Here is a 26541-nt window from a genome sequence, read left to right on the forward strand (position 1 = left end):
GTATAGGCGGCCTTTTTTTGCGCTTGCAGTGGACTTGGTTGATCCGTGACACTGTTCAGCCAGCATCACGCCTTATTCGTTGTGGAGACTGCCTTCATGGCCAACGAACTCTATACCCGTACCAACCAGAAAATTTACTTCGCGGGTTTGTCCCTGGAAGCCCTTGGCCGTGCCGAGGAAGGAAAGGAGATGAACGCTATCGCGCTGGTACAGGCCGGGCGTGAAGCCGCGCTGTTCCACCTGTACGGCGCCTTGCTCGGCCTGTGTCATGAGATTGCCGGGTTCTATCGCTTGCCTCAGGCCGGTTCGCCGCGTGCAGAGATGATCATCAACCGTGAGGTGCTGGAGGCCATGGCCATCCCGGAGTTGGCCGAGCTGGTGGAGATGGCACAGAGCCCGGACAGCTGGCTGGCGCGTTTGCTGCTGGCCCACGCTGAGATGTTCCAGCCGCCACGGGTGAAACACACGCCCAAAGGCGACGTGACCCAGCCGTTGATCGTGGCCGTGAGCCTGGACGAAGAGGGGCCTGAGCCGTTGAGCCGGGACGAGCTGGAAAGCTGGCGGCAGGAGCTGAAGAAGTTGGCCATTCGGTTTCGGGATGGGTTGAACGAGTGTTGAGGGCCCAGGCTTTTGTGGCGAGGGAGCTTGCTCCCGTTGGGCTGCGAAGCGGCTCCGAGGTTTTTCAGGGCCAGTAGTGTCAGCTGTCGGGGAGCTGCTGCGCCGCCCAACGTCGGCAAGCCCGCTCGTCACAACACTGATATAATGCCGGCCTTTCGTGGAGAACAGACTTTTATGCCAACGTCCTTTCTGGAAATTGTTGAACTGCCCGACGGCCGAATCGAGCTGCGCCGGGCTGAGGACGAGGGTTCTCTGGTGATTTTGGATTTTTCCGAGGACGCGAAAGCGTTCCTGCAAGGCCAGCACGTGGAAGTGGCAAAAGCCATGTTGAGCGTAGGCGTGCAGATGGCAGGGCGCCTGGCTGAAGGCGAGCCTGAGAAGGAAGACGGTCCGCGAATTCTTCACTGATTGTGTTGAGTGGGCCTATTGTGGTGAGCGGGCTTGCCCCGCGCTGGGCTGCGAAGCGGCCCTCAATAGAATGAACGCGATGTATCAGGTATTCCACAGTGCCTGTTTTGGGGCCGCTTCGCAGCCCGGCGCGGGGCAAGCCCGCTCACCACAATAATCCCTGCCACAAGCCCCTCCACAGGGCTGGCCAGTGGCACATCGTAGCGGCACATCGTTTTATCCCAACCGAATATTCAAGCTCTGCGCATCGCCCGTACGTGCGGCGCTGACCAACTGTTGCCTGGCCGCTGTAGTCAGAGGGTTCAACCAGCTGACCACCGTATGGCTACGGCCCAGGCGCAAGGCTTCGCAGGTCAGTTGCTGGGCGCTCTGAGCACCGCGGGGTTGCAGCAACAGGATACGCTCGCGATTCAGGCCGGCGTCCCGCAGCCAGGCCTGGGTCAGGCTGGAAGGCGGGGCAATCAGCGTCAGCCAGCGTGCATCCTGCTCCTCGCTCAGTTCGCGAAGAATCGGCGCCAGCAGGCTGAGGCAGCTCCCGGCAGCACCGCGCAACGACAGTTCACTGAACGCCTCGGGTTCGGCGCTCCAGGGCGCTTCGACCGTTTCCTTGAGGATGGGCGCAAGGGGCTGGGCCATAAAGGCCTCAAACAGCGACAGCTGAGTGTGTTGTGGGGTCTGTAGGAACTGCATGATGCCTCCGTTAGCGGCGAATTACGCCGACGCTCAAGCCTTCAATCACCAGGTCCTGATCCTTCAGGTTCACTTCAATCGGCGCGAACTCAGGGTTCTCGGCCAGTAGCCAGACCTTGCTGCCTTCGCGCTTGAAGCGTTTGACCGTCACTTCATCGCCAATACGGGCGACGACGATCTGGCCATTGCGGGCTTCACGTGTGGTGTGGACGGCCAACAGGTCGCCGTCGAAAATGCCTACGTCCTTCATGCTCATGCCATGGACTCGCAGCAGATAGTCGGCACGGGGATGGAAGAAGGTCGGGTTGATGTTGCAGGATTCCTCGACGTGCTGCTGCGCCAGGATCGGCGCACCGGCTGCGACCCGGCCGATGATCGGCAGTGTCGACTCGTCGGCCTTGGCTTCGAAGCCAGGGATACGAATGCCGCGTGAAGCACCCGGGGTCATCTCGATCGCGCCTTTGCGGGCGAGGGCCTTGAGGTGTTCTTCAGCAGCGTTGGGCGACTTGAATCCCAGTTCCAGCGCAATTTCCGCCCGGGTCGGCGGGTAGCCGTTGTCATCGAGGCAGCGCTTGATAAAAGCCAGAATCTCAGCTTGGCGTGGCGTCAGTTTTAGCATGTTGATCGCTCTGTCTTTTTATACAGTGACTGGGATTATATACAGTGGACTGCGCTTGGCAATCACCGTTTTCAGTCACTCCGCTGGACGGTCATTTGTCACCTGTCCTACAGGCTGAAGACAGCGCTGCCTACAGACCTTGGCGAATGTGATTAAATGGCCATGAAATCGGTGACCGGCCAGCCGCAAACGGACCTGCAGGCTTGACAAGACATAGCTTGAAACGTATGTTTCAAACAAGTGTTTGTCAGGCGGAGTAGCCATGGCCCAGTCGGAAACCGTTGAACGCATTCTCGATGCTGCCGAGCAGTTGTTCGCGGAAAAAGGATTTGCTGAAACCTCATTGCGGCTGATTACCAGCAAGGCCGGGGTCAACCTGGCGGCAGTGAATTATCATTTCGGCTCCAAGAAAGCGCTTATACAGGCTGTGTTCTCACGGTTCCTGGGGCCTTTCTGCATCAGCCTCGACCGTGAGCTGGAGCGTCGCCAGGCCAAGCCTGAAAACAAGCCAAGCCTGGAAGACCTGCTGGAAATCCTCGTCGAGCAGGCGCTGGTGGTCCAGCCTCGCAGCGGCAATGACCTGTCGATCTTCATGCGCCTGCTGGGCCTGGCATTCAGCCAGAGCCAGGGCCACCTGCGTCGTTACCTGGAAGACATGTACGGCAAGGTGTTCCGCCGCTATATGTTGCTGGTCAATGAAGCCGCACCGCGTATTCCGCCAATCGAACTGTTCTGGCGCGTGCACTTCATGCTCGGTGCTGCAGCATTCAGCATGTCCGGGATCAAGGCCCTGCGTGCGATTGCCGAGACCGACTTCGGCGTCAACACCTCCATTGAGCAGGTGATGCGCCTGATGGTGCCGTTTCTTGCCGCCGGTATGCGGGCCGAAACCGGTGTCACCGACCAGGCCATGGCCGCCGCCCAGTTGCGCCCGCGCAGCAAGTCGGTGCCGGCGCCGGCCAAGGTTTAACCCCTTTCGGGTGTGCGCGGCCGCTTGCATCCGCTAAGCTAGCCGCCCATGCCGATTTCAGCTATTTATCCACAGCCCGTTGCGCTCGCTGAGCGTCCGTCTCCAGATTTAATCCTGGCGATGCGATCTCGCGAGGGCTCCGGGCTGCGTGCGTTATTTAAGGAAGCTTTATGACTCAAGCCCTGCAAGGCTCTTTGATGGTGGACGTCGCCGGTACCTGGCTGACGGCTGAAGATCGTCACTTGTTGCGTCAGCCTGAGGTGGGCGGCCTGATCATTTTTGCGCGCAATATCGAGCACCCGCGCCAGGTGCGTGAGTTGAGCGCCGCGATTCGTGCGGTGCGCCCGGACCTGCTGCTGGCGGTCGACCAGGAAGGCGGCCGGGTGCAGCGTTTGCGTCAGGGGTTTGTGCGGCTGCCGGCGATGCGCGCCCTGGCAGACAATCCGAATGCTGAACAGTTGGCCGAGCAGTGTGGCTGGATCATGGCGACAGAGGTGCTGGCGGTTGGCCTGGACCTGAGTTTCGCGCCGGTGCTGGACCTCGATTACCAGCGCAGCGCCGTCGTGGGCACGCGCGCGTTCGAAGGCGACCCGGAGCGCGCCGCCGTGTTGGCGGGTGCCTTTATCCGAGGTATGAACAGCGCCGGCATGGCGGCCACCGGCAAGCACTTTCCCGGCCACGGCTGGGCCGAAGCCGATTCCCACGTCGCGATTCCCAATGATGAACGCAGCCTGGAACAGATTCGCGCCAATGACCTAGTGCCTTTCGCACGGCTGAGCAAGCAACTGGCGGCCGTTATGCCGGCCCACGTGATTTATCCACAGGTGGATGCGCAACCTGCCGGCTTCTCCCGGCGCTGGTTGCAGGACATCCTGCGGGGCGAGTTGCAGTTCGACGGGGTGATCTTCAGTGACGACCTGTCCATGGCCGGTGCGCATGTGGTCGGTGATGCCGCCAGCCGTATCGAAGCCGCGCTGACGGCCGGCTGCGACATGGGCCTGGTGTGCAACGACCGCGCCGCCGCCGAGTTGGCCCTGAGCGCGGCCCAGCGCATGAAAGTCACGCCGTCGGCGCGTATCGCGCGGATGCGTGGGCCGGCGGTGGCGTCGACCGAGTACAAACAGGATCCGCGTTGGCTGGCGGCATTGAGTGCGCTGCGGGATGCTCAATTGATTGATTAAGACCGTGTCGCGTCCATCGCAGGCAAGCCAGCTCCCACAGGGAAATGCATTCCAAATGTGGGAGCGGGCTTGCCCGCGATAGCGGTCTTAAAGTCAGCGCTTCTCTTGCTTGTGAGGCAACGGCGCAAACAACGCCTCGATGTCCTCATTCCCCAGCTTCCAATCACCCGTCGTCCGCCCATCCAGAACGCCCGCCGCCAGATCAGACTTTTCCTTCTGCAAATGCTGGATTTTCTCTTCCACCGTGCCCCGGGCAATCATCTTGTAGACGAACACCGGCTTCTCCTGGCCAATGCGATACGCACGGTCGGTCGCCTGGTTTTCCGTCGCCGGGTTCCACCACGGGTCATAGTGAATCACCGTGTCCGCTTCAGTCAGGTTAAGCCCCACGCCGCCTGCTTTCAGGCTGATCAGAAAGATCTGCAGCTTGCCGCTCTGGAAGTCTTTCACCGGCGTGCGCCGATCCCGGGTTTGCCCGGTCAGCAGCGCGTAGGCCACGCCACGCTTCTTCAGTTCGGCTTCGATCAGGCTCAGCATCGAGGTGAACTGGGAAAACAGCAGGATCCTGCGCCCTTCGGCAAACAACTCTTCGAGCATCTCCATCAAGCTGTCGAGCTTGCCCGAGCTGCTGCCCTTTGCCGGCAGGGTTGCATCATTGACCAGGCGTAGATCACAGCACACCTGCCGCAACTTGAGCAGCGCTTCCAGGATGATGATCTGGCTGCGGGCCACGCCTTTGCGGGTGATCTCGTCGCGGACTTTCTTGTCCATCGCCAAACGCATGGTTTCGTATACGTCGCGCTGGGCTTCGTTGAGGTCGACCCAGTGGATGATCTCGGTCTTGGGCGGCAGCTCGGTCGCCACCTGCTCCTTGGTACGGCGCAGCAGGAACGGTTTGATCCGACCATTGAGGTGCTGCAATCGCACGTCGCTGCCGCGCTTTTCAATCGGAACGCGGTAATCGCGATTAAAGCTTTTTACATCCCCCAGCCAACCCGGCAGCAGGAAGTGGAACAGCGACCACAGCTCGCCCAGGTGGTTTTCCAGCGGCGTACCTGAAAGGCACAGGCGCTGGCGGGCATTCAGTTCACGGGCCGCCTGGGCCGCCTTGCTGTTGGGGTTCTTGATGTACTGCGCTTCGTCCAGGATCAGCACGTGCAAGGGCAGGGCGGCCAGTTGCTCGATGTCCTTGGGCAGCAGGGCGTAGGTGGTCAGCAGCAGGTCGTAGTCCTGCAACTGCGGGAAATGTTTCTTACGCCCCGCGCCATACAGCGCCAATACTTTGAGCTGCGGCGTGAAGTGCGCGGCTTCGTCGAGCCAGTTCGGGATCAGGCTGGTGGGCATCACCACCATGCACGGCCGGTCCAGGCGCCCGGCGATTTTCTCGCTGAGAATATGCGCCAGGGTTTGCAGGGTTTTGCCCAGGCCCATGTCATCCGCAAGAATCCCGCCGACGTCGAGCTGGCGCAGGGACTGCATCCAGCTCAAGCCTTCCAGCTGGTAAGGGCGCAACGTCGCATTCAGCCCTTCGGGCGCTTCGCAGCTGAAATCCTTGATGTCCCGCAGGCGCTGGGCGAAGTTGCGGATCTTTTCGCCGCCCTCCCATTGCAGCGGCAGGTCTTCCAGCGGGTTCAGGCGAATGGCGTCTGCCTTGGCCAGGCGCAGCGCGGTGGTGCCGGGCTCTTGCAGGTAGAACTCGCCAAGGGTTGCCAACACCGGTTTCAGTCGGCCGTAAGGCAGCGCCACTTGCAGCGGGCCGTGGCCGTTGGGCAGGCCGGGGATGTTCACCAGGATCAGTTCGTCATCACGGCGCCGGGCGAGTTTTTCCGGGTTGAGGATCTCGGTGTGGGAGCGCATCAGGTTCAGCAGGATCGGCAGCAAACTCAGGCGTTCGCCGTTGACGATGATCCCCAGCTCCAGGTCGAACCAGTCGCGCTCCGGCGTTTCGTCGACGCTGGCGTACCAGTCGTCGACGGCGCTCAGGTCGAAACCGAAATCCTCATCGATCTGCAATTCCCAGCCCTGGGCACGCAGGGTCGGTGACGCGTTCAGGGTGAAGTTCAGCCAGGCGCTGTCATTGACCATTTCGAACAGTTCGCCGGCACTTTCCGGCAGGGCCTTGCTCTGGCGCGTGGCGATCTTGAAGCCCAGCAGGCGCAGCTGTTCGCGAAACTGTTGCTCCACCTCGGGGTGACGCTTGATCCGCAGGCTCTGCTGTTCCTGGCGCACGATGATGTCGGCGTTTTTCTGGCCGCTGACGTAGTTGCCCAGATAGTTGAAGGACAACGCCGCGCGATGCTGGATGTAACGCTGCATCTTGCCGTTGCGCGGTTCGAAGGCGCTGAACTCGATACTGGCCAGCCACAAGCGTGGCACCGGCTGTACGTCCTCCATCACCACTTGCGGCAGCACCACGCGGTTATCCAGCACCGCCTGGAGCTTCTCCAGCAGCTCGGCATCCTGCGCCGCCGCCGGGTAGGCCAGGGTTTCCTGGACCTTGAGCAGCACCGCGGCGATGTGTTTGCAGTTGGTGTGCACGGGGCAGGTGCAGCGGCTGTCCACGAGGATCAGCGTGCCCTTGGCGGATTCGCGCAGGGAGATGGTCTGGCGGTAGACATTGCCGCCCGAGCCTTCACAGCTGGCAATGATGGTGCTGTCGCCGGACTCGACGATGCGCACGCGGTTTTCCAGGGCGTAGCGCCGGCCGCGCTCAAGGCTTTGCTCTTTAAAGCGATTGGCCCACGAAGGGGCCAGGGGTTTGGTCAACGACGACGTCAGGGGCATGGTGCTGGATCAGTCCTGGACGTCGGGCGGTGGAGCGCTGGGCGGCTTGGCGGTCAGCGAAGTGATCTTGATCAGCAGGGCGAGGTGGCCGCCGTCCAGGTAGTTGAGCTGGTTATTCTTGGTGCGCACGTCTTGCTGGCTGAGGTGCTCGCTGGCGATGACGCTGCCGTTGGCGTCGAACTGGTTGATCCAGAAATCTGCGTCGATATCGGTAAAGCGCCCCAATTGCAGGCTCAGTGTGCCCTCGATGGGAAACTGGCCGAACTGTTCCTGACCGTCGCTGATGGCCAGTTTCACGGGTTGGTCACCGAGGTTCTGGTCCCAGGCGCGGTGCAGTAGCACAGTGTAATTACTGTCGGCGCTGAGTTTGTCGACGATGTTGCCCAGCCGCGGCGGGCTCATTTTGTCGGCCGGCAGGCGTGGCGCGCCGGCGTCCCAGTTTTCCGGCGCCGCGCGGCTATTGATCACCGGCTCGGCGTTCTGGCGCACCAGGATCATCTCCACCAGGTACGGGCTGTCGGCAAACGCCGAAGGAGCAACGACCACCAACAACAAGCTCAAAATGCGGAACAGGCGCATTGGGGCGTCCTTCAAGCAGATTTCGGGATGAGGCGCTCAAACAGCGCCTCCAGTGTATTAAAGCGTTCTTCGGCGCGTTCCATCGGCACCATGAATTTGAACAGCGTAGCCCCTTCGAACTTGTAGCGATTGGGCTGGCCCTGAATCAGCTTGATCAGCACCAGCGGGTCCACCGGCGTTTGCGCTTCAAACTCGATACGCCCGCCTTGCGGCCCGGCGTCGACCTTCTTGATACCCAGTTGCTCGGCCTGCAATTTGAGCAGGGTCAGGCGCACCAGGTTTTTGGTCGGTTCCGGCAACAGGCCGAAGCGGTCGATCATCTCCACTTGCAGGTCCTTGAGGCCGTCTTCGTCAGTGGCCGAGGCGATGCGTTTGTACAGGATCAGCCGCGCGTGCACGTCCGGCAGGTAGTCTTCGGGAATCAGCGCGGGCAAACGCAGGTTGATTTCCGGGCCGCCACCCAGCGGTTGGTCGAGGTTCGGTTGTTCGCCCTTGCGGATGGCTTTCACTGCGCGCTCGAGCATCTCCATATACAGGGTGAACCCCACGGCCTGGATCTGCCCGCTTTGGCCATCGCCCAGCAGTTCGCCGGCGCCACGGATTTCCAGGTCGTTGGTGGCCAGCACAAAGCCGGCACCGAGGTCCTGAGTATTGGCGATCGCTTCCAGGCGCTTCTCGGCGTCGGACGTGATCTGCTGGCGCGGCGGCGTCAGCAAATAGGCGTACGCCTGGTGGTGACTGCGCCCGACCCGGCCGCGCAACTGGTGCAACTGCGCCAGGCCGAACTTGTCGGCCCGCTCGATGATGATGGTGTTGGCGCTTGGCACGTCGATGCCGGTCTCGATGATGGTCGAGGCGATCAGCACGTTGAAGCGCTTGTGGTAGAAGTCGCTCATCACCTGTTCAAGTTCGCGCTCGCGCATCTGCCCGTGGCCGATGGCGATCCGGGCTTCCGGCACCAGTTCGGCCAGCTCGGCGGCGCATTTCTCGATGGTTTTTACGTCGTTGTGCAGGTAGTAAACCTGGCCGCCGCGCAGCAACTCACGCAGCAGGGCTTCCTTGACCGTGCTTTTGTTCTGCTCCATCACGAAGGTGCGCACCGACAACCGGCGCGCCGGTGGCGTGGCGATGATCGACAGGTCGCGCATGCCCGACACCGCCATGTTCAGCGTGCGCGGAATCGGCGTGGCGGTGAGGGTCAGGATGTCGACTTCACTGCGCAGGGCCTTGAGTTGTTCCTTCTGACGGACACCGAAGCGGTGTTCTTCGTCGATGATCACCAGGCCAAGGTTCTTGATCTTCACATCGTCCGACAGCAGCTTGTGAGTGCCGATCACGATGTCGATCTTGCCTTCTGCCAGGTCGGCAATCGCCGCGTTCACTTCCTTGGCCGACTTGAAGCGGCTCATCACTTCCACGGTCACCGGCCAGTCGGCAAATCGGTCGCGGAAGCTGTTGTAGTGCTGTTGGGCGAGCAAAGTGGTCGGTACGAGGATTGCCACCTGACGGCCGCCGTGCACCGCAATAAAGGCTGCGCGCATGGCGACTTCGGTCTTGCCGAAGCCCACGTCGCCGCACACCAGGCGGTCCATTGGCTTGGGCGCCAGCATGTCGGCGCGCACGGCGTCGATGGTGGTTTGCTGGTCCGGGGTTTCTTCGAAGGCAAAGCCGGCGCTGAAGGTCGCGTAGTCGGCCTTTGGGTCGGCAAACGCATAACCTTCGCGGGCGGCGCGGCGGGCATAAATGTCGAGCAATTCGGCGGCCACGTCGCGCACTTGCTCGGCGGCCTTGCGCTTGGCTTTCTGCCAGGTCTCGGAGCCCAGGCGGTGCAACGGCGCGAGGGCGTCGTCGCTGCCGGTGTAGCGGGCGATCAGGTGCAGGTTGGCCACGGGCACGTAGAGCTTGGCGCCCTCGGCGTATTCCATGGTGAGGAATTCAGCGACCTGGTTGTCGATCTCCAGGGTCTGCAGGCCCAGGTAACGGCCCACGCCGTGGTCGATATGCACCACCGGCGCGCCTTCGCGCAGCTCGGTGAGGTTCTTGATTACCGCGTCGTTGTTGGCATCGGCGCGTTTTTCGCGGCGGCGACGCTGCATCACGCGCTGACCGAACAGCGGGCTTTCGGCAATCAATGCCAGGGCCGGGTCGTCCAGCAGCAGGCCTTCGTCCAGCGGCGCGATGGTGATTGCCAGGCGATCCTTGCTCGCGACAAAGTCCGGCCAGCTGTCGACGGTTTTCGGTCGCAGCTTCAGACGTTCCAGCAACTCCAGCAGCACCTCGCGGCGCCCGGCGGATTCGGCGGTAAACAGCACACGGCCAGGGAAGTCACCGAGGAAATTCGACAGCGCTTCCAGCGGCTGGTTGGCCTTGGCTTCAATCGCCAGGTTCGGCAGCGGTTGCGCCGGGAAGCGCTCGCGGCCGGCGCCTGCATCCACGTCCTGTTGGCTGGCGACTACGCGCGGCCAGTTTTTCAGACGGGCGAAGCAGTCTTCCACCGGCAGGAACAGTTCGGCCGGTGGCAATAAAGGACGGGACGGGTCGACGCGGCGTTCTTCATAACGGTTGCGCACGTCATTCCAGAAATTCTCTGCCGCTTGTTCAGTGCCCGGCAGCGAGAACACTTGGGTGTCCTGGGGCAGGTAATCGAAGAGGGTGGAGGTTTCGTCGAAGAACAACGGCAGGTAGTACTCGATACCGGCGGGAGTAATCCCGCTGCTCAAGTCCTGGAAGATCGGGCAGCGGCGGAAGTCCACATCAAAGCGTTCGCGGAAACGTGCCTTGAAGCGCGTGACCGCATCTTTTTGCAGTGGGAATTCCCGGGCCGGCAGCAGCTTGACCGATTCCACCTTGTCGATGGAGCGCTGATTCTCAGGGTCGAAGGTGCGCAGGGTTTCGATTTCATCGTCGAACAGGTCGATCCGGTACGGCAGTTTGCTGCCCATCGGGAACAGGTCGATCAACGCGCCACGTACCGCGAACTCGCCGTGCTCGTACACCGTGTCGACGCAGCGATAGCCGCTGGCTTCAAGCCGGGTGCGCATTTGCTCCACATCGAGCTTCTGGCCGATATCCAGCACCAGGCTGCTGCCCAGCAGGAACTTGGTCGGTGCCAGGCGGTGCAAGGCCGTGGTGATCGGCACCACCAGCACGCCGTGGGCCAGTTCCGGCAAGCGGTACAGGCTGGCGATGCGCTGGGAAATGATGTCCTGGTGCGGCGAGAACAGATCGTAGGGCAGAGTTTCCCAGTCCGGGAAATGCAGCACCGGCAAATCGGGGGCGAAGAAACTCAGCTCCTGTTCCAGCCGCTCGGCACTTTGGCTGTCGGCGGTGAGCAGCAGGGTAAAGCGCTTGGCAGCGCTGGCAGCCTCGGCGATGGCCAGGCTCAGGGCGGCACCGGGCAGATTGCCCCAGTGCTGTTTACCTGCCGCAGCAGGGAGAAGCGGTAGACGCAGAACGGGCACGGAAGGTTGAGCTCCAAGCGTTGCGACAAAGTCGGTAATTGTAACGGCCCGGAGTGCCGCCTGTCAGTTGCTGACTGAGCCTATTACGGTTTGTAGGAAATGTAGTGGCTAAGACAAACAAAGGCGTCTTTTGACTCATTATGTAGTGCCGAAATCGGCGTATGTTTCGGAGGGTTACGGACACTTTGTCACATTGGCCCACAAGGGGGTGCTCTGGAAGCCACGTGTTTACTGGGCTCCAGCGGGGCGTTATTTTTTTGCAAGGGGTTTTGTTGCTGGCCGCGCATTGCTCCGAAGGCGGTCGGGCGGCATAATGTAGCCCCTTTTTTCTGCCCCTACATGTGGAAGGTTCCCGTGACTCAGAAGCCCGACCAGTGTCTTGGTGAATGGATCGACCGTGAAGCACTCGCTGAAGCGATGATTCCGCTTATCGGTCAGCTCTACCGCAATAACAACGTGGTGAGCTCGATCTATGGCCGCAGCCTGATCAACCAATCAGTCATCGCGATTCTCAAGGCTCATCGCTTTGCTCGCCATCGTTCCGCCGACGACAGCGAACTCTCCGTCCACGAAACATTCCCTCTGCTTAAAGCCATGAGCGAGCTCAAGCTCGGCGCGGCCTCGGTAGACCTGGGCAAGCTGGCCTACAAATTCCGCAAGGAGGGCGCTGGCCGTACCGCCGAGCAGTTCGTGCGTGAAGAAATGGCCGATGTGGTTGGCCAGCAAAACGCCGCAGCCCGCAAAGGCACCGACGTTGTGCTTTACGGCTTCGGTCGTATCGGCCGCCTGCTGGCGCGCATCCTGATCGAAAAAACCGGTGGTGGCGACGGCCTGCGCCTGCGTGCCATCGTGGTGCGTAAAGGCGCCGAGAACGACCTGACCAAACGCGCCAGCCTGCTGCGTCGCGACTCGGTACACGGTCCGTTCAACGGCACCATCGTCATCGACGAAGAAAACAACACCATCACCGCCAACGGTAACCTGATCCAGGTGATCTACGCGAAGAACCCGGCTGAAGTGGACTACACCCAGTACGGCATCAAGGACGCACTGCTGGTGGACAATACCGGTGTGTGGCGTGACGCCGAGGGCCTGGGCCAGCACCTGGCTTGCCCGGGTATCGACCGCGTTGTGCTGACTGCGCCTGGCAAGGGCAAGCTGAAGAACATCGTGCACGGCATCAACCACGGTGAAATCACCGCTGACGACAAGATCGTGTCTGCCGCTTCCTGCACCACCAACGCCATCGTGCCGGTGCTGAAAGCTGTAAATGACAAGTTCGGCATCGTTAACGGTCACGTTGAAACGGTTCACTCGTACACCAACGACCAGAACCTGATCGACAACTTCCACAAAGGCGATCGCCGTGGCCGTAGCGCCGCGCTGAACATGGTCATCACCGAGACCGGTGCTGCCACCGCTGCTGCCAAGGCCCTGCCTGAGCTGGCCGGCAAGCTGACCGGTAACGCGATCCGTGTTCCGACGCCGAACGTGTCGATGGCCATTCTCAACCTGAACCTTGAGAAAGCCGCCACCCGTGAAGAGATGAACGAGTACCTGCGCTACATGGCGCTGCACTCCGATCTGCACAAGCAAATCGACTTCGTCAATTCCCAGGAAGTGGTGTCCACCGACTTCGTTGGCTCGCGCCACGCCGGTGTGGTGGACGCTGAAGCGACCATCACCCAGGATAACCGCGTTGTTCTGTACGTCTGGTACGACAACGAATTCGGTTACAGCTGCCAGGTGGTTCGTGTGATGGAAGACATGGCCGGGGTTAACCCGCCAGCATTCCCGCGCTAAGCATCAGCGGTAAATGAAAAAAGCCCCGACTGGTTCGGGGCTTTTTTATGTCTGCGGGTTTTGTGTTGTTTGTACCGGCCTCATCGCAGGCAAGCCAGCTCCCACATTTGAATGTATTCACAAATCAAAATGTGGGAGCTGGCTTGCCTGCGATAGCGATCTACCGGGCGCCGCCGACTATCGAAGCCTGCGCGGTACGCAGTTCATGACGGTTGCCCTTGAACAGGATCAGTGTGGCGATCAAGCCCAGCACTGCTGCACCGCTAAGCCAGATCCCCGGCGCCGCCTTGTTGTCCAGCACGTGGATCAGGTAGGTACAGGCCGCGGGCGTGAAGCCACCAAAGGTCGCCGTCGCCAGGCTGTAGGCCAGGGAGAAACCGGTGGTACGCACTTCTACCGGCATGATTTCGGTCAGCGCTACCACCATCGCACCGTTGTACGAGCCGTACAGGAACGACAGCCAGAGCAACACGATCAGCAGATGGCTGAAGCTCGGGTTGGCCACCAGCCAGGACAGCGCCGGATAAGCCGTGAGGATTGCCAGAATCGTCGCTCCCAGCAGCAGGGGTTTACGGCCGATCTTGTCGGACACCGCGCCCATCACCGGCAGCCAGATGAAGTTGGAGATGCCCACGCATACGGTTACCAGCAACGCGTCGAAGTCCGACAGGTGCAGTTCGGCCTTGCCGAAAGTCGGGGTGTAGGCGGTGATCAGGTAGAACGACACAGTGGTCATCACCACCAGCGCCATGCCGGCGATGACGATGCCGAAGTTCTGACCGATGGAGCGCACGATTTCCTGCAGGGTAGGGCGATGTTTGCGCGCCTGGAATTCAGGGGTTTCTTCCAGGGAGCGACGAATCACGAAGATCACCGGCACGATCAGGCAGCCGATCAGGAACGGCACGCGCCAGCCCCAGTCACCCATTTCTTCCGGGCTGAGCCAGTGGTTCAGGCCCACACCCAGCAATCCTGCGAATACCACCGCAGCTTGCTGGCTGGCGGACTGCCAGCTGACGAAGAAGCCTTTGCGGCCCGGGGTGGCGATTTCCGCCAGATACACCGACACACCGCCCAGTTCCACGCCGGCAGAGAAGCCTTGCAGCAAGCGGCCAAACAGCACCAGCAACGGTGCCGCGACGCCCAAGGTGGCATACCCGGGAACGCAGGCAATCAGGATGGTGCCGGCAGCCATCAGCGCCAGGGTGATCACCAGGCCCTTTTTACGGCCGTGACGGTCGATGTAGGCACCGAGGAAAATCGCGCCCAAAGGACGCATCAGGAACCCGGCGCCAAAGGTCGCCAGGGACAGCATCAGGGAGGCAAAAGCGCTGTCGGTGGGGAAAAAGGTCTTGGCAATGGCCGTGGCGTAGAAGCCATAGACCATGAAGTCGAACATCTCGAGGAAGTTACCGCTGACAACGCGAAAGATCGCCTTGCCCTTGCCCGTTGTAGTGGACATGTCATGCACTCATTTTGGCTATCTTATTAGTAATCCCTGGTCGCAACCGTCCTTGCTGTTAAAGCCTCGGCACGAAGCTGGCGCTGAACAGTTTTGTAACCATATGTGTATAAGCCACCACAGGCAACAAAAAACCGATAGCAAGCTGGCGAATTGCCGCAGGGTGCGGGGATTAATTCAGGAGGGTATTGCGCAGGCTGTCGGACAGGCCTTTCGGTGCCAGCCAGATGCCGAGATACGCCTTGGCCAACTCGTCATTGCGACTGCTGAACACCACTGTGCCGTTGATTTCCAGGCTCAGGCCGCGCTGAGGCCGAAAATCCAGCGCATAACGGTCACCACTGCGGATATCGCGAAAACTTTTGTGCAGTTGATCCAGTTCAGGCTTCAGGCGGGCGAGGGCTGCGGGTGTTTGCTGGCGTTCAAGGGTGGCGGTGGCGGCCTTGATCACGTCGTTGCGGTCGATGTCGCGAAAGTAATACAGCTCCAGGCGCAGGTCTTTCTGCTGATCCAGGGCCTGTTTCGCGTTCAGGTCTGCCTGGGCGAACAGCGCCGCCGCATAGACGTCTGCCCACAGGTAGGTCAGGACAGCCTGGTTTTTCAGTCGCAACTGATGAGATTGCGCGGGAAAACCGGCTTGTTTGAGCCGATCCGCCTCATTCGCCAGCACCGGCACCGAAAACATCAGCAATAAACAGATAACGACATGCCGCATAATGCCCCGTCCTGAAAAGGTGCTTGCCTACAGGTTAATTCAATTTTCGACAGCGAAAGGTTTTATGGGCTGCGTGCGGCATATCTTGGTTTTATGCGGACTTGCAGCGCTGGCCGGATGCGGCGGCGATTCGCTGGAGCGCTTCGGTGGCCCGACCATGGGCAGCACCTATTCGATCCAGTATGTACGTGCGCCTGGCGTGCCCGGCCCCGCCGAGATCCAGCGCTTGGTGGAGGGCATTCTGGCCGAGGTCGACCGGCAGATGTCGACCTACCGCAGCGACTCCGACATCGAGCGTTTCAACGACCTGCCGGCCCACAGTTGCCAGCCGATGCCGGCGCCCATCCTGCACCTGGTGCGTACCGGCGAGCAGTTGTCCCAGGCCAGTGACGGCGCTTTTGACCTGACGGTCGAACCGCTGATGAACCTCTGGGGCTTCGGCCCGCAGGCCCGTGAGATAAAAGTCCCGGACGCGACAGCCCTTGAGCAGGTCCGCCAGCGCGTCGGCCATCAGTATTTGCACATCGACGGTAACCAGCTGTGCAAGGACGCTGCCGTCGCAGTCGACTTCAACAGCATCGCCGCCGGTTACGCGGTCGACCGCATTGCCGCGCAACTCACTCAGCTTGGCATTCATCGCTACCTCGCCGAAGCCACCGGCGAACTCAAGGCCGCTGGCGTCAAACCCGACGGCTCGCCCTGGCGCATCGCCCTGGAAGAGCCGCGCGACGATCAGCAGGTGGCCGAAAAAATCATCGCCGTGGATGGCGTTGGTGTATCGACATCGGGTGACTATCGCAATTATTTCCAGCAGGATGGTCGGCGTTATTCCCACACCCTGGATGCGCGGACCGGCGCGCCGATCACCCATCAACTGGCATCGGTGACGGTGTTGCACCCTTCGGCATTGATGGCCGATGGATTATCGACGCTGCTGCTGATCCTCGGACCCGAACAGGGTTGGGAATACGCCGAAAAACACCAGGTCGCCGCGTTTTTTGTGATGCGTGAGGGCGCTGGTTTCGTCACACGGAGCAACAAGGCATTCGAGCAACTGACGGCAGTGAAGCCGTAACGAACGCCGTGTAGTAAAGGCAAAACTGGCCTACGACGCGACCAAGGGTTAATGTGCGCGGCGTTAAGCCTTCTATAGACTGTGCCCCGGCTCACACACTGAGCCTATTTGATCCTTCATGACCGCTGGCCGCGGCATGATTTAGCCAGGCGCCCAACCGTGCGCCATGGCCTGTTCTGAGGAGTACGCATGGCTGTCTACAACTACGACGTGGTAGTACTGGGTTCCGGCCCTGCTGGAGAAGGTGCGGCGATGAATGCCGCCAAAGCAGGGCGCAAGGTGGCGATGGTCGATAGCCGTCGCCAGGTCGGCGGTAACTGCACCCACCTGGGTACCATCCCGTCCAAGGCCTTGCGTCACTCGGTGCGCCAGATCATGCAGTTCAACACCAACCCGATGTTCCGGGCCATTGGTGAGCCGCGCTGGTTCTCGTTCCCGGACGTGCTCAAGAGCGCTGAAAAAGTCATTTCCAAACAGGTTGCCTCGCGTACCGGCTTCTATGCCCGTAACCGCGTCGACCTGTTCTTCGGCACCGGCAGCTTCGCCGACGAGCAAACCGTCGAAGTGGTCTGCGCCAACGGCGTGGTCGAGAAACTGGTGGCCAAGCACATCATCATCGCTACCGGCTCGCGCCCGTATCGCCCGGCGGATATCGATTTCCACCACCCGCGTATCTACGATAGCGACACCATCCTCAGCCTGGGCCACACCCCGCGCAAACTGATCATCTACGGCGCCGGCGTGATCGGCTGTGAATACGCCTCGATCTTCAGCGGCCTGGGTGTATTGGTTGAGCTGGTGGATAACCGCGACCAGTTGCTGAGCTTCCTCGACTCGGAAATTTCCCAGGCGTTGAGTTACCACTTCAGCAACAACAACATCACTGTGCGCCACAACGAAGAGTACGAGCGGGTCGAAGGCCTGGACAACGGTGTGATCCTGCACCTCAAGTCCGGCAAGAAGATCAAGGCCGACGCCTTGCTCTGGTGCAACGGCCGTACCGGCAACACCGACAAGCTGGGTATGGAAAACATCGGGGTCAAGGTGAATAGCCGTGGCCAGATCGAAGTGGACGAGAACTACCGCACCTGCGTGACCAACATCTACGGTGCCGGTGACGTGATCGGCTGGCCGAGCCTGGCCAGTGCCGCCCACGACCAGGGTCGCTCGGCCGCTGGCAGCATTGTCGACAACGGCAGCTGGCGCTACGTCAACGACGTGCCGACCGGGATCTACACCATTCCCGAGATCAGCTCGATCGGCAAGAACGAGCATGAACTGACCAAGGCAAAGGTGCCTTACGAAGTCGGCAAGGCGTTCTTCAAGAGCATGGCGCGTGCGCAAATCGCCGGTGAGCCGCAAGGCATGCTGAAGATCCTGTTCCACCGTGAAACCCTGGAAGTCCTCGGCGTGCATTGCTTCGGTTACCAGGCGTCGGAGATCGTGCACATCGGCCAGGCGATCATGAACCAGCCGGGTGAGCTGAATACCCTCAAGTATTTCGTCAACACCACCTTCAACTACCCGACCATGGCTGAAGCCTATCGGGTAGCGGCCTACGACGGCCTCAACCGGCTTTTTTGAGCGGCTCCGGCCGGTGGCCTGAGCCGGCCGGGGAGACCGATTTCAGTAATTCCCGAGGGTGGCAGTGGCCAAACCGGGAAAGTCTGTAATCAGGCTATCTACGCCGAAGTCGGCGAGCCTGCGCATCAGCGCGGGTTCGTTGACTGTCCACACGGACACGTGCAAACCCTGGCGCTGGGCTTTTTCCAGACGTTCAGGGGTGCACAACGTCCAGTTCAACGCCAGAATCTCACAGCCATAGTTGGCCGCCACCTTCAACGGGTCGAGCCAGGCGTATTCGGCTACCAGTCCACGGGACAGGTCCGGAGTGAGGTCCAGCGCGGCTTTCAATACTTCCCGCGAGCTTGAGGTCACGGTGACCTTGTCCATCAGCCCGAAACGCTGAGCCATTTCACGGATGGCCAGTACGGTGGTTGCCGCACGGGTGCGCGATGCGCTTTTGACTTCCAGTTGCCAGTGGTCGAAGTCGCACTGTTCGAACAGCTCTTCCAGGCGTGGGATCGGGCAGGGGGTGACCCAGCCCGGGCCGCCTTTGCGTGCGTCCATCTTCACCAGGTCGGCGGCCGAATACTCGACGACCTTGCCGCGCCGGTCGGTGGTGCGCTTGAGGGTCGGGTCGTGGATGACCATCAATTCGCCGTCCATGGACAGGTGCAAATCCAGTTCGCAACGGCGCACGCCGTGCTTGAGGCATTCCTGGAAGCTGGTCAGGGTGTTTTCCGGTGCTTCGCCTTTGGCACCGCGGTGGCCATAAATCAGGGTCACAGTTGCTCCTTTACGCCAGGGTTCCTGGCTGGATGGATGGCGCGACGCGCCATTCAGTGTTCGTATTCAGGTGTCGGACTCTTCGCTTTTTTCCCGTGCCAGGCGCCGTTCCTGAGCCTGTTTCTGCAGGATATAGCGCGCCAGCAACTGGCGTTGGGCATCGGTCATGGCTTCGAATTCAGTGCCGACTTCAAAGCCGCCGGTCTTGGCATCGCAATGGGTGACCTTGGCCCGCAGCAGCAGGCCGAGGGCTTGTGGCATCAGCACCAGCTTGACCGCCAGGTGGCTGTCGGGCTGGATTGCCGTAGGGTTCAGGAACTCGATGCCGCCTTCGGAGATGACCACGGGCTGCGGGGTACCGATCTCGCCCAGCAGGCTTTGCGCCATGATCTGGCTAAGCAGGTCGATGCGTTTGTTCTGCACTTTGAGGAAGGCGGCCAGGGTGCGGTCCCGCTCGCCGATCTGGCGCAGCAGGTGCTGGGATTCGAATTCGCTCAGGTGCAATTCGCTGAGCAGATTGAACAGCGGGGAATCATCCAGCAACACTTCCTTGCTCAGCGCTTCCGGGCCCGACAGCGGGGTAATTTCCAGTGCGATCATGTCCTCGATACGGTAGTATTCGCGGCGATCTTCTTCATCTAATGTCGACATGGCGAACCCAAGGCAGCGGTGATGGTCTGAGTGTAAAGCTGCTTACCTGACCCCGCCACAAGGACGTCTTCTTTTCCTCCGAACAAGCCCCGACATGTTCAGACCTCTCTTCGTATTTATTGGCACGCGTTATACCCGTGCAAAACGTCGCAATCATTTTGTGTCGTTCATTTCCTTGACCTCGATTATCGGGCTCGCCCTTGGCGTTGTCGTGATGATCGTGGTGCTCTCGGTGATGAACGGCTTCGATCATGAGATGCGCACGCGCGTGCTGGGCATGGTGCCCCACGCGACCATCGAGTCGGGTGAGCCCATCAGCGACTGGCAAAGCCTGGCCGCCAAGGTCAAGCAGAACCCCAAAGTGCTGGCGGTTGCGCCTTTCACCCAGATGCAGGGCCTGTTGACCAACGACGGCAAGGTGCAGAAAGTCCTGCTCAATGCCATCGATCCGGCGCAGGAACGCAACGTCTCGATCATCGATAACTTCATGCAACAGGGCAAACTGGACGACTTGTCGCCCGGCAGCTTTGGCATTGCTATCGGCGACAAGGCCGCGGCCAAGCTCGGCGTGGGCATCGGCGACAAGCTGACCTTCGTCGCACCGGAAGTCACCGTGACCCCAGCCGGCATGTTCCCGCGCATGAAGCGTTTTACCGTGGTCGGCATCTTTCATGTCGGCGCCGGTGAGATCGACGGCTACCTGGGGTTGACCAACCTGACCGACCTGGCGCGCCTGCATCGCTGGAAGCCGGACCAGGTCCAGGGCCTGCGCCTCAAGTTCAACGACCTGTTCGACGCGCCGCGTACCTCGTGGGAAATTGCCCAGCATCTGGGTGAGAACCAGTACTACGCCCGCGACTGGACCCGGACCCACGGCAACCTGTACCAGGCCATCCGCATGGAAAAAGCCATGATCGGCCTGCTGTTGCTGCTGATCGTCGCGGTGGCCGCCTTCAACATCATCTCCACGCTGGTGATGGTGGTGAACGACAAGAAGGGCGATATCGCGATCCTGCGCACCCTCGGCGCCACGCCGGGGCAGATCATGGCGATCTTCATGGTGCAGGGCACGGTGATCGGCGTCGTCGGTACCTTGATCGGCACCGTGGTGGGGATTCTCGCCGCGCTGAACGTCAGCGCCGCCATCGCCGGGCTGGAAGTGTTGATCGGCCACAAATTCCTGAACTCCGACGTCTACTTCATCGACTACTTGCCGTCCCAGGTGCAGAGCCAGGACGTGTTGATGGTCGGCGCTTGCGCGTTGGTCCTGAGTTTCCTTGCCACCCTGTATCCAGCCTGGCGCGCGGCACGTACCCAGCCGGCGCAGGCTTTACGTTATGAGTGAATCGGGCATGAGTGAAAAAGCAATCCTGAGCTGCCGCAACCTGGGCAAATCCTACGAGGAAGGCCCGGAATCCGTGGTGGTGCTGTCCAACCTGCAGCTGGAACTGCACCCGGGCGAGCGCGTGGCGATCGTTGGCAGTTCCGGTTCCGGTAAAAGTACCTTGCTCAACCTGTTGGGCGGCCTGGATACGCCGTCCCAGGGCAGCGTCTGGCTGGCCGGCGAAGAACTGTCGGCCCTGGGCGAGAAGGCCCGCGGCCAGTTACGCAACCGCTCGTTGGGCTTTGTGTACCAGTTCCACCACTTGCTGCCCGAGTTCACCGCCCTGGAAAACGTCTGCATGCCACTGTTGATCGGCAAGACGGCGATCCCGGAAGCGCGCCAGCGTGCCAAGGCGTTGCTGGAACGGGTCGGCCTGGGCCATCGCCTGGAGCACAAACCGGCTGAGCTGTCCGGCGGCGAGCGCCAGCGTGTGGCGATTGCCCGCGCCCTGGTCAACAACCCGGGCCTGGTGATGCTCGACGAGCCTACCGGCAACCTCGACTCCCACACCGCCCAGGGCATCAAGGACTTGATGCTGGAGCTGAGCACCCAGATGCGCACCGCGTTCCTGGTGGTGACCCATGACATGAGCATGGCCCGCCAGATGGACCGCGTGCTGCACCTGCAGGAAGGTCATCTGGTCGCCATCTGACCTGTTTCAAGCCCGGCGCCTGACGCCGGGTTTTCTATTTTTTCAACGGTGCCCGCGAATGTTCAGACCGTTATCGATTTTCATCGGCACGCGCTATACCCGCGCCAAGCGCCGCAACCGTTTTGTTTCGTTTATCTCGATGACCTCGATGATCGGCCTCGCCCTGGGCGTGCTGGCGATGATCGTGGTGTTGTCGGTGATGAACGGTTTCCAGCGGGAAATGAGCTCACGCATCCTCGGCATGGTGCCCCACGCGACCATCGTTGGCGTGAAGCCCATCAGCGACTGGCAGCCGGTGGCGGATGCGGCGATGAAGAATCCGGAAGTCACGGCTGCGGTACCGTTCACACAGATGGACGGCATGCTCTCCTACAAGGGCGCGATGCAGCCGATCGAGATCAGCGGCGTTGATCCGGCCCAGGAAGGCAAGGTGTCGATCGTGGCCCAACATATTGTCCAGGGTCATCTGGAAGACCTGAAACCGGGCGAGTTCGGTGTGGTGATTGGCGAGATCACGGCCCGGCGTTTCCGCCTGAATGTGGGCGACAAGCTGACCCTGATCGTGCCGGAAATCAGCAGCGCCCCCGGTGGCATCACCCCACGCATGCAGCGCTTGAATGTGGTGGGTGTGTTCAAGGTGGGGGCTGAGCTGGACGGCTCCATGGCCCTGATCCACATGGCCGACGCCGCAGAAATTCAGCATTGGGAGCCGAACCAGGTGCAAAGCGTGCGCCTGGCGGTGAAAGACCTGTACGCGGCGCCCAAGGTGTCGGCGGACATCGCCGCCAGCCTTGGCGCCGATTACAAGGCGGACGACTGGACCCACACCCAGGGCAGCCTGTTCAGCGCGATGAAGATGGAAAAAACCATGATAGGCCTGCTGTTGCTGATGATCGTTGCCGTGGCCGCGTTCAACATCATCGCGACCCTGATCATGGTGGTGAACGACAAGGGCGCGGACATTGCGATCCTGCGCACCATCGGCGCCACGCCGCGGCAGATCATGGCGATTTTCATGGTGCAGGGCACGGTGATCGGCATTGTCGGTACATTGATCGGCGGCATCCTCGGCGTGATCGCGGCGCTGAACGTCAGTGAACTGGTGGGGTGGCTGGAGCGGGTGACCGGGCAGCATATCTTCAGTTCGGACGTGTATTTCGTCAGCAACCTGCCTTCGGAATTGCAGGGCGGGGATGTGTTGCTGATTTGCTCGGCAGGGTTTGTGTTGAGCTTTTTGGCGACGATCTATCCGGCGTATCGGGCGGCGAAGATCGAGCCGGCGCATGCCCTCAGGTATTCGTAGTTCTTAAGGCCGCTATCGCAGGCAAGCCAGCTCCCACATTTGACCGAGTTCGCCAGAACAACTCAGCTTAATGTGGGAGCCGGGCTTGCCCGCGATGAGGTCGGAACAGCTTGCATCAATGCCCCTGCGGCAACTCAATCACAAACCGCGTCCAACCCGCCGCCGACTCACAGAAAATCCGCCCGCCATGGGCCCGAACAATTGACTGGGTAATCGCCAGCCCCAGCCCCGCATGCTCGCTACTCCCTTCATGCCGCGCCGGATCTGCCCGGTAAAACCGGTCAAACAACCTTGGCAACAACGCCTCTGGAATGCCTTCCCCGGTGTTTTCCACGCTCAACCTCACGCTTTGCACACCCTCGACAATCCGTACGCTGACCTCGCCGCCCGGTGGGGTGAAGCGCAATGCGTTATCCAGCAGATTGGAAATCGCCCGGCGCAACATGCTGCGGTCACCTGAGGTATTGGCGCCGCCTTCCTGAACCAGCCGCACCTGGACGTCTTCCGCCAACGGCGCAAAAAACTCCAGCAAGGCATCCACTTCGTCCGCCAGCGCCAGGGTTTCGCGCTTGGGCACCAGCAGCCCATGGTCCGCCTTGGCCAGGTACAACATGTCATTGACCAACTGCGCCATCCATTGCAGTTCTTCCAGATTGCTGTGCAGGGCTTCGCGGTAGTCCTCCAGCGCCCGTGGCTGCGTGAGGATGACCTGGGTCTGTGTCAGCAGATTCGACAGTGGCGTGCGCAGTTCATGGGCGATGTCGGCAGAGAACGCCGAGAGGCGCTGAAAGGCATCGTCCAGGCGGCCGAGCATCGCGTTGAAGGATTGGGCCAGCTCTGCCAGCTCGGCGGGCATTTGGCCCTGGGGCAGGCGCTGGGTCAGGGAATGGGCGGACACGTTGCCGGCGACTTCGCTCATGCGCCTCAGTGGTCGCAACCCGCTGCGAGCGGCCCAGGCACCGAGCAGGGCGGTGGCCAGGGCGGATAGGCCGACGGTCAACCAGATCAGATGCTGCATGCGTTGCAGGAAGTGTTGGTGGTGGGTGATGTCGAGCATCAGCGTCAGTTGGGGCGCGTCCGCGTTCCCGGGAACGAGCGGCGCGTTGTACACGCGGTACTGGGTTCCGGCGTTCTGCACACTGTGCAGGCCAGGTGTCCGGGGCAGGGTGACGCCCGGTGCGCTGTCGAACCAGCGCTGATCGCCTGCAGTAATGCGTAGCGCGAGATCGGGCTGACGATTGAGTTCTTCCCGCAGCTTTGGTTCTTGCCGCGCAAACATGGCGGGCGTGTCGGCACCCTTTAGCGTACTGCGCAGTGCCAGCAGCTTGCCGTCGAGCAACTGTTGGTCCAGCTCGATAAAGTGCGCCTCGCTGGCGTGGTTGAACAGCACGCCGGCCAGCAATGAAACCACGGCGGTACAGCCGGCAAACAGCAGCGCCAGGCGGCTGGCCAGGGAAATCCGTTTCATCAACTGAACCGCTCCTCAAGCACGTAGCCCATGCCGCGCACCGTGTGGATCAACTTGTTGGGAAAGTTATCGTCGACTTTCAAGCGCAAGCGGCGGATCGCGACCTCGATGATGTTGGTGTCGCTGTCGAAGTTCATGTCCCACACCTGGGAGGCAATCAGCGACTTGGGCAACACTTCGCCCTGGCGGCGCAGCAGCAGTTCCAGCAGGGAAAACTCCTTGGCCGTGAGGTCGAGGCGCTGGCCGTCGCGCTCTACCCGGCGGCGGATGAGGTCCAGGCGCAGGTCGGCCAGTTGCAGGCTGGTTTCCTGGGGTGTGCTGCTGCCACGGCGCAACAGGCTGCGCACCCGGGCCAGCAATTCGGAAAACGCGAACGGCTTGACCAGATAGTCGTCGGCGCCCAGTTCCAGGCCGTGCACTCGGTCTTCCACGGCGTCCCGCGCGGTGAGGAACAGCACCGGCATGTCCAGCCCGGCCCCGCGCACGGCCTGAAGGATTTGCCAGCCATCGCGGCCCGGCAGCATCACATCGAGGATCAACAGGTCATAGTCGCCGGTCAGCGCAAGGTGCTGACCACTGGTGCCATCGGCCACCAGTTCGGTGTTGAACCCGGCCTCGGCCAGGCCCTGGCGCAGGTAGTGGCCGGTTTTCGGTTGGTCTTCGACGATCAGCAGTTTCATGGGCGGCTCATGGCGTTACGTAAACACAGACTTTATACAGCGCACACCCGGCGGTAGGCTCAAGCTGACAAAGTTGTAATCTGACAGTCAGGTGGCTGGCAGCCGTGCGTTCGTAAAGTGTCCCACAGACTGATTCCGAACCCTTGGAGTGTGAGCATGTTTTTGCGTAAACCCTGGCTGTTGGCTGGCTGCTTGATGGCGCTGAGTTTTCCAGTGCTGGCATCCCCGGCTGAAACCTTCGCCTTCGGTGAGGCTGCACCGGCGGCCAAGGCCACACGTACTGTGGAAGTGGTGCTGCAGGACATTTCCTTTTCGCCCAAGGCCATCGATGTAAAAGCCGGTGAGACCGTGCGCTTTGTGCTGGTCAACAAAGGCCAGTTGCTCCATGAGTTCAACCTTGGCGACGCCGCCATGCACGCGGCCCATCAGAAAGAAATGCTTCAAATGCAGGCCAGCGGCATGCTGACGGCCACAGGCATGGGCAAAATGGACCACAGTGCCATGGGCCACGGCGACATGGGCGGCATGAAACACGACGACCCCAACAGCGTGCTGGTAGAGCCGGGCAAGACCGCCGAACTGACCTGGACCTTTGCCAAAGCCACCGGCCTGGAGTTCGCCTGCAACATCCCCGGCCACTACCAGGCGGGCATGGTGGGCAAGCTGACGGTCAGCCAGTAAGCCACTGGGGTGCAAAGGCGGGTAGAATGGCCGCGTTTATTTAGCCAGGTTTCCGCCATGCATCCCGCAGCCGAACATTCGCCGCTGGGCAAGTCCAGTGAATACATCTCCACCTACACCCCTTCGTTGCTGTTCCCGATCCCTCGCGCCGCCAAGTGGGCCGAGCTGGGCCTGAGCGCCGAGACCCTGCCGTATAAAGGCGTGGATTTCTGGAACTGCTTCGAACTGTCCTGGCTGCTGCCATCCGGCAAGCCGGTGGTGGCCATCGGTGAGTTCAGCATTCCGGCCGACTCCCCGAACATCATCGAGTCGAAGTCGTTCAAGCTGTACCTCAACTCGCTGAACCAGACCGCGTTTGCCGATGTGCAGGGCCTTGAGGCGACCTTGCGCACCGACCTGAGTGCCGCCGCCGGCAAGCCTGTTGGCGTGCGCATCCGCAGCCTGGGCGAGGTTGAAGCCGAAGGCGTGGTTGCGTTGCCGGGTGTGTGCATTGATGACCTGGACATTACCGTCAGCAACTACGAGCACCCGCGTCCGGAATTGCTGCGTTGCGACGACTCGCGTGTGGTGGAGGAGAGCGTCCACAGCCATCTGCTCAAGTCCAACTGCCCGGTGACCAGCCAGCCCGACTGGGGCAGCGTGGCGGTGGAGTACCGCGGTGCGGCACTGGATCATGCCAGTCTGCTGGAGTATCTGGTGAGCTTCCGCCAGCACTCGGACTTCCATGAACAATGCGTGGAGCGGATCTTTCTCGACCTGCAACGCCTGCTCAAGCCGGAGAAACTGACGGTATATGCGCGGTATGTGCGTCGGGGCGGGCTGGATATCAACCCGTACCGCAGTACGGACGCTGTGCAGTTCCAGAACGTGCGTCTGGCGCGTCAGTAGCCTTCACACAAAATAAATGTGGGAGCGGGTTTGCTCGCGAAAGCGGTGTATCAGCCAGCCTATGTATCAGCTGACGGACCGCATTCGCGAGCAAGCCCGCTCCCACATTTGATAGGTGTC

The 26541-nt window shown here is 61.1% G+C and carries 23 protein-coding genes; 12 read left to right on the top strand and 11 right to left on the bottom strand.

Annotated elements, in window-relative coordinates:
• Positions 1-96 precede the first annotated feature (96 nt).
• Together HKK54_RS18700 and HKK54_RS18705 are read left to right on the top strand one after the other, a co-directional pair.
• On the top strand, positions 97-618 hold the full coding sequence (locus HKK54_RS18700) for a DUF6586 family protein (protein WP_169387435.1): 522 nt from the start codon (positions 97-99) through the stop codon (positions 616-618).
• A gap of 174 nt (positions 619-792) precedes the next feature.
• Positions 793-1026: a hypothetical protein gene (locus HKK54_RS18705; protein WP_003218969.1), complete on the top strand. Its 234-nt coding sequence runs from the start codon at positions 793-795 to the stop codon at positions 1024-1026.
• 216 nt (positions 1027-1242) lie between these two features.
• Here the strand turns inward: HKK54_RS18705 and sulA are convergent, their stop codons facing one another.
• Complete coding sequence (sulA, locus tag HKK54_RS18710; RefSeq protein WP_010176355.1) at positions 1243-1716, bottom strand: SOS-induced cell division inhibitor SulA; 474 nt, start codon at positions 1714-1716, stop codon at positions 1243-1245.
• Positions 1717-1726: 10 nt separating this feature from the next.
• Positions 1727-2335, bottom strand: coding sequence for a transcriptional repressor LexA (gene lexA / locus HKK54_RS18715; protein ID WP_003172575.1), 609 nt, complete (start codon positions 2333-2335; stop codon positions 1727-1729).
• Between the two features lie 262 nt (positions 2336-2597).
• Here lexA and HKK54_RS18720 point away from each other — a divergent pair, with 262 nt between their 5' ends.
• Complete coding sequence (locus HKK54_RS18720; RefSeq protein ID WP_010176354.1) at positions 2598-3305, top strand: TetR/AcrR family transcriptional regulator; 708 nt, start codon at positions 2598-2600, stop codon at positions 3303-3305.
• A gap of 182 nt (positions 3306-3487) precedes the next feature.
• Positions 3488-4486: a beta-N-acetylhexosaminidase gene (gene nagZ, locus HKK54_RS18725; protein ID WP_178121032.1), complete on the top strand. Its 999-nt coding sequence runs from the start codon at positions 3488-3490 to the stop codon at positions 4484-4486.
• A 93-nt stretch (positions 4487-4579) separates the two neighbouring features.
• Here the strand turns inward: nagZ and HKK54_RS18730 are convergent, their stop codons facing one another.
• From HKK54_RS18730 to mfd, 3 genes are read right to left on the bottom strand one after another with little or no spacing between them, the layout of a single operon-like run.
• Positions 4580-7270, bottom strand: a complete 2691-nt coding sequence (locus HKK54_RS18730) for a DEAD/DEAH box helicase (protein ID WP_169387437.1) — start codon at positions 7268-7270, stop codon at positions 4580-4582.
• 9 nt (positions 7271-7279) lie between these two features.
• Positions 7280-7849: a CsiV family protein gene (locus HKK54_RS18735; protein ID WP_010176350.1), complete on the bottom strand. Its 570-nt coding sequence runs from the start codon at positions 7847-7849 to the stop codon at positions 7280-7282.
• An 11-nt stretch (positions 7850-7860) separates the two neighbouring features.
• On the bottom strand, positions 7861-11310 hold the full coding sequence (gene mfd / locus HKK54_RS18740; protein ID WP_169387438.1) for a transcription-repair coupling factor: 3450 nt from the start codon (positions 11308-11310) through the stop codon (positions 7861-7863).
• 339 nt (positions 11311-11649) lie between these two features.
• Here mfd and HKK54_RS18745 point away from each other — a divergent pair, with 339 nt between their 5' ends.
• Positions 11650-13113: a glyceraldehyde-3-phosphate dehydrogenase gene (locus HKK54_RS18745; protein ID WP_029616136.1), complete on the top strand. Its 1464-nt coding sequence runs from the start codon at positions 11650-11652 to the stop codon at positions 13111-13113.
• 160 nt (positions 13114-13273) lie between these two features.
• Here the strand turns inward: HKK54_RS18745 and HKK54_RS18750 are convergent, their stop codons facing one another.
• A complete protein-coding gene (locus HKK54_RS18750) occupies positions 13274-14575 on the bottom strand; it encodes an MFS transporter (RefSeq protein ID WP_169387439.1) in 1302 nt (433 codons plus the stop codon).
• 172 nt (positions 14576-14747) lie between these two features.
• Positions 14748-15290, bottom strand: coding sequence for a chalcone isomerase family protein (locus HKK54_RS18755; RefSeq protein WP_169387440.1), 543 nt, complete (start codon positions 15288-15290; stop codon positions 14748-14750).
• Between the two features lie 64 nt (positions 15291-15354).
• On the opposite strand from HKK54_RS18755, the gene HKK54_RS18760 reads away from it, so the two are divergent.
• Both HKK54_RS18760 and sthA read left to right on the top strand, forming a co-directional pair.
• Positions 15355-16365 carry an FAD:protein FMN transferase gene (locus tag HKK54_RS18760; protein WP_169387441.1) on the top strand — a complete coding sequence of 337 codons (1011 nt, stop codon included), beginning with the start codon at positions 15355-15357 and terminating at the stop codon, positions 16363-16365.
• A gap of 189 nt (positions 16366-16554) precedes the next feature.
• Positions 16555-17949 (top strand): Si-specific NAD(P)(+) transhydrogenase, encoded by a 1395-nt coding sequence (sthA, locus tag HKK54_RS18765; RefSeq protein ID WP_010176344.1) that lies wholly within the window; start codon positions 16555-16557, stop codon positions 17947-17949.
• A 42-nt stretch (positions 17950-17991) separates the two neighbouring features.
• On the opposite strand, the gene HKK54_RS18770 is transcribed toward sthA, so the two are convergent.
• Positions 17992-18714, bottom strand: a complete 723-nt coding sequence (locus HKK54_RS18770; RefSeq protein ID WP_010176343.1) for a glycerophosphodiester phosphodiesterase — start codon at positions 18712-18714, stop codon at positions 17992-17994.
• A gap of 66 nt (positions 18715-18780) precedes the next feature.
• Entirely contained in the window at positions 18781-19365 is a 585-nt protein-coding gene (locus HKK54_RS18775) for a PilZ domain-containing protein (RefSeq protein WP_010176342.1), read from the bottom strand.
• A 94-nt stretch (positions 19366-19459) separates the two neighbouring features.
• Here HKK54_RS18775 and HKK54_RS18780 point away from each other — a divergent pair, with 94 nt between their 5' ends.
• From HKK54_RS18780 to HKK54_RS18790, 3 genes are read left to right on the top strand one after another with little or no spacing between them, the layout of a single operon-like run.
• A complete protein-coding gene (locus tag HKK54_RS18780; protein ID WP_169387442.1) occupies positions 19460-20710 on the top strand; it encodes a lipoprotein-releasing ABC transporter permease subunit in 1251 nt (416 codons plus the stop codon).
• 7 nt (positions 20711-20717) lie between these two features.
• Complete coding sequence (gene lolD, locus HKK54_RS18785) at positions 20718-21401, top strand: lipoprotein-releasing ABC transporter ATP-binding protein LolD (RefSeq protein WP_017477213.1); 684 nt, start codon at positions 20718-20720, stop codon at positions 21399-21401.
• Positions 21402-21459: 58 nt separating this feature from the next.
• Complete coding sequence (locus HKK54_RS18790) at positions 21460-22704, top strand: lipoprotein-releasing ABC transporter permease subunit (protein ID WP_010176339.1); 1245 nt, start codon at positions 21460-21462, stop codon at positions 22702-22704.
• A gap of 115 nt (positions 22705-22819) precedes the next feature.
• On the opposite strand, the gene HKK54_RS18795 is transcribed toward HKK54_RS18790, so the two are convergent.
• Both HKK54_RS18795 and HKK54_RS18800 read right to left on the bottom strand, forming a co-directional pair.
• On the bottom strand, positions 22820-24172 hold the full coding sequence (locus tag HKK54_RS18795) for a heavy metal sensor histidine kinase (protein WP_010176338.1): 1353 nt from the start codon (positions 24170-24172) through the stop codon (positions 22820-22822).
• Positions 24172-24852, bottom strand: a complete 681-nt coding sequence (locus tag HKK54_RS18800) for a heavy metal response regulator transcription factor (RefSeq protein WP_010176336.1) — start codon at positions 24850-24852, stop codon at positions 24172-24174. The genes HKK54_RS18795 and HKK54_RS18800 overlap by 1 nt, the downstream gene beginning before the upstream one ends.
• A gap of 156 nt (positions 24853-25008) precedes the next feature.
• On the opposite strand from HKK54_RS18800, the gene copI reads away from it, so the two are divergent.
• Complete coding sequence (gene copI, locus HKK54_RS18805) at positions 25009-25533, top strand: copper-resistant cuproprotein CopI (protein WP_169387443.1); 525 nt, start codon at positions 25009-25011, stop codon at positions 25531-25533.
• 57 nt (positions 25534-25590) lie between these two features.
• On the top strand, positions 25591-26421 hold the full coding sequence (gene queF / locus HKK54_RS18810) for an NADPH-dependent 7-cyano-7-deazaguanine reductase QueF (RefSeq protein WP_169387444.1): 831 nt from the start codon (positions 25591-25593) through the stop codon (positions 26419-26421).
• Positions 26422-26541: the final 120 nt, after the last annotated feature.

The sequence above is a fragment of the Pseudomonas sp. ADAK13 genome, assembly GCF_012935715.1.
GTDB lineage: Bacteria > Pseudomonadota > Gammaproteobacteria > Pseudomonadales > Pseudomonadaceae > Aquipseudomonas.

Bases quoted from the DNA above. Each gene is read 5' to 3' on its own strand.
- sulA (WP_010176355.1), bottom strand. From the start codon at position 1,716: ATGCAGTTCCTACAGACCCCACAACACACTCAGCTGTCGCTGTTTGAG.
- HKK54_RS18735 (WP_010176350.1), bottom strand. From the start codon at position 7,849: ATGCGCCTGTTCCGCATTTTGAGCTTGTTGTTGGTGGTCGTTGCTCCT.
- HKK54_RS18760 (WP_169387441.1), top strand. From the start codon at position 15,355: ATGGGCTGCGTGCGGCATATCTTGGTTTTATGCGGACTTGCAGCGCTG.
- lolD (WP_017477213.1), top strand. From the start codon at position 20,718: ATGAGTGAAAAAGCAATCCTGAGCTGCCGCAACCTGGGCAAATCCTAC.
- HKK54_RS18755 (WP_169387440.1), bottom strand. From the start codon at position 15,290: ATGCGGCATGTCGTTATCTGTTTATTGCTGATGTTTTCGGTGCCGGTG.
- HKK54_RS18730 (WP_169387437.1), bottom strand. From the start codon at position 7,270: ATGCCCCTGACGTCGTCGTTGACCAAACCCCTGGCCCCTTCGTGGGCC.
- HKK54_RS18780 (WP_169387442.1), top strand. From the start codon at position 19,460: ATGTTCAGACCTCTCTTCGTATTTATTGGCACGCGTTATACCCGTGCA.
- HKK54_RS18700 (WP_169387435.1), top strand. From the start codon at position 97: ATGGCCAACGAACTCTATACCCGTACCAACCAGAAAATTTACTTCGCG.
- HKK54_RS18705 (WP_003218969.1), top strand. From the start codon at position 793: ATGCCAACGTCCTTTCTGGAAATTGTTGAACTGCCCGACGGCCGAATC.
- sthA (WP_010176344.1), top strand. From the start codon at position 16,555: ATGGCTGTCTACAACTACGACGTGGTAGTACTGGGTTCCGGCCCTGCT.
- HKK54_RS18790 (WP_010176339.1), top strand. From the start codon at position 21,460: ATGTTCAGACCGTTATCGATTTTCATCGGCACGCGCTATACCCGCGCC.
- HKK54_RS18750 (WP_169387439.1), bottom strand. From the start codon at position 14,575: ATGTCCACTACAACGGGCAAGGGCAAGGCGATCTTTCGCGTTGTCAGC.
- HKK54_RS18795 (WP_010176338.1), bottom strand. From the start codon at position 24,172: ATGAAACGGATTTCCCTGGCCAGCCGCCTGGCGCTGCTGTTTGCCGGC.
- queF (WP_169387444.1), top strand. From the start codon at position 25,591: ATGCATCCCGCAGCCGAACATTCGCCGCTGGGCAAGTCCAGTGAATAC.
- HKK54_RS18745 (WP_029616136.1), top strand. From the start codon at position 11,650: ATGTGGAAGGTTCCCGTGACTCAGAAGCCCGACCAGTGTCTTGGTGAA.
- lexA (WP_003172575.1), bottom strand. From the start codon at position 2,335: ATGCTAAAACTGACGCCACGCCAAGCTGAGATTCTGGCTTTTATCAAG.
- HKK54_RS18800 (WP_010176336.1), bottom strand. From the start codon at position 24,852: ATGAAACTGCTGATCGTCGAAGACCAACCGAAAACCGGCCACTACCTG.
- HKK54_RS18720 (WP_010176354.1), top strand. From the start codon at position 2,598: ATGGCCCAGTCGGAAACCGTTGAACGCATTCTCGATGCTGCCGAGCAG.
- HKK54_RS18775 (WP_010176342.1), bottom strand. From the start codon at position 19,365: ATGTCGACATTAGATGAAGAAGATCGCCGCGAATACTACCGTATCGAG.
- copI (WP_169387443.1), top strand. From the start codon at position 25,009: ATGTTTTTGCGTAAACCCTGGCTGTTGGCTGGCTGCTTGATGGCGCTG.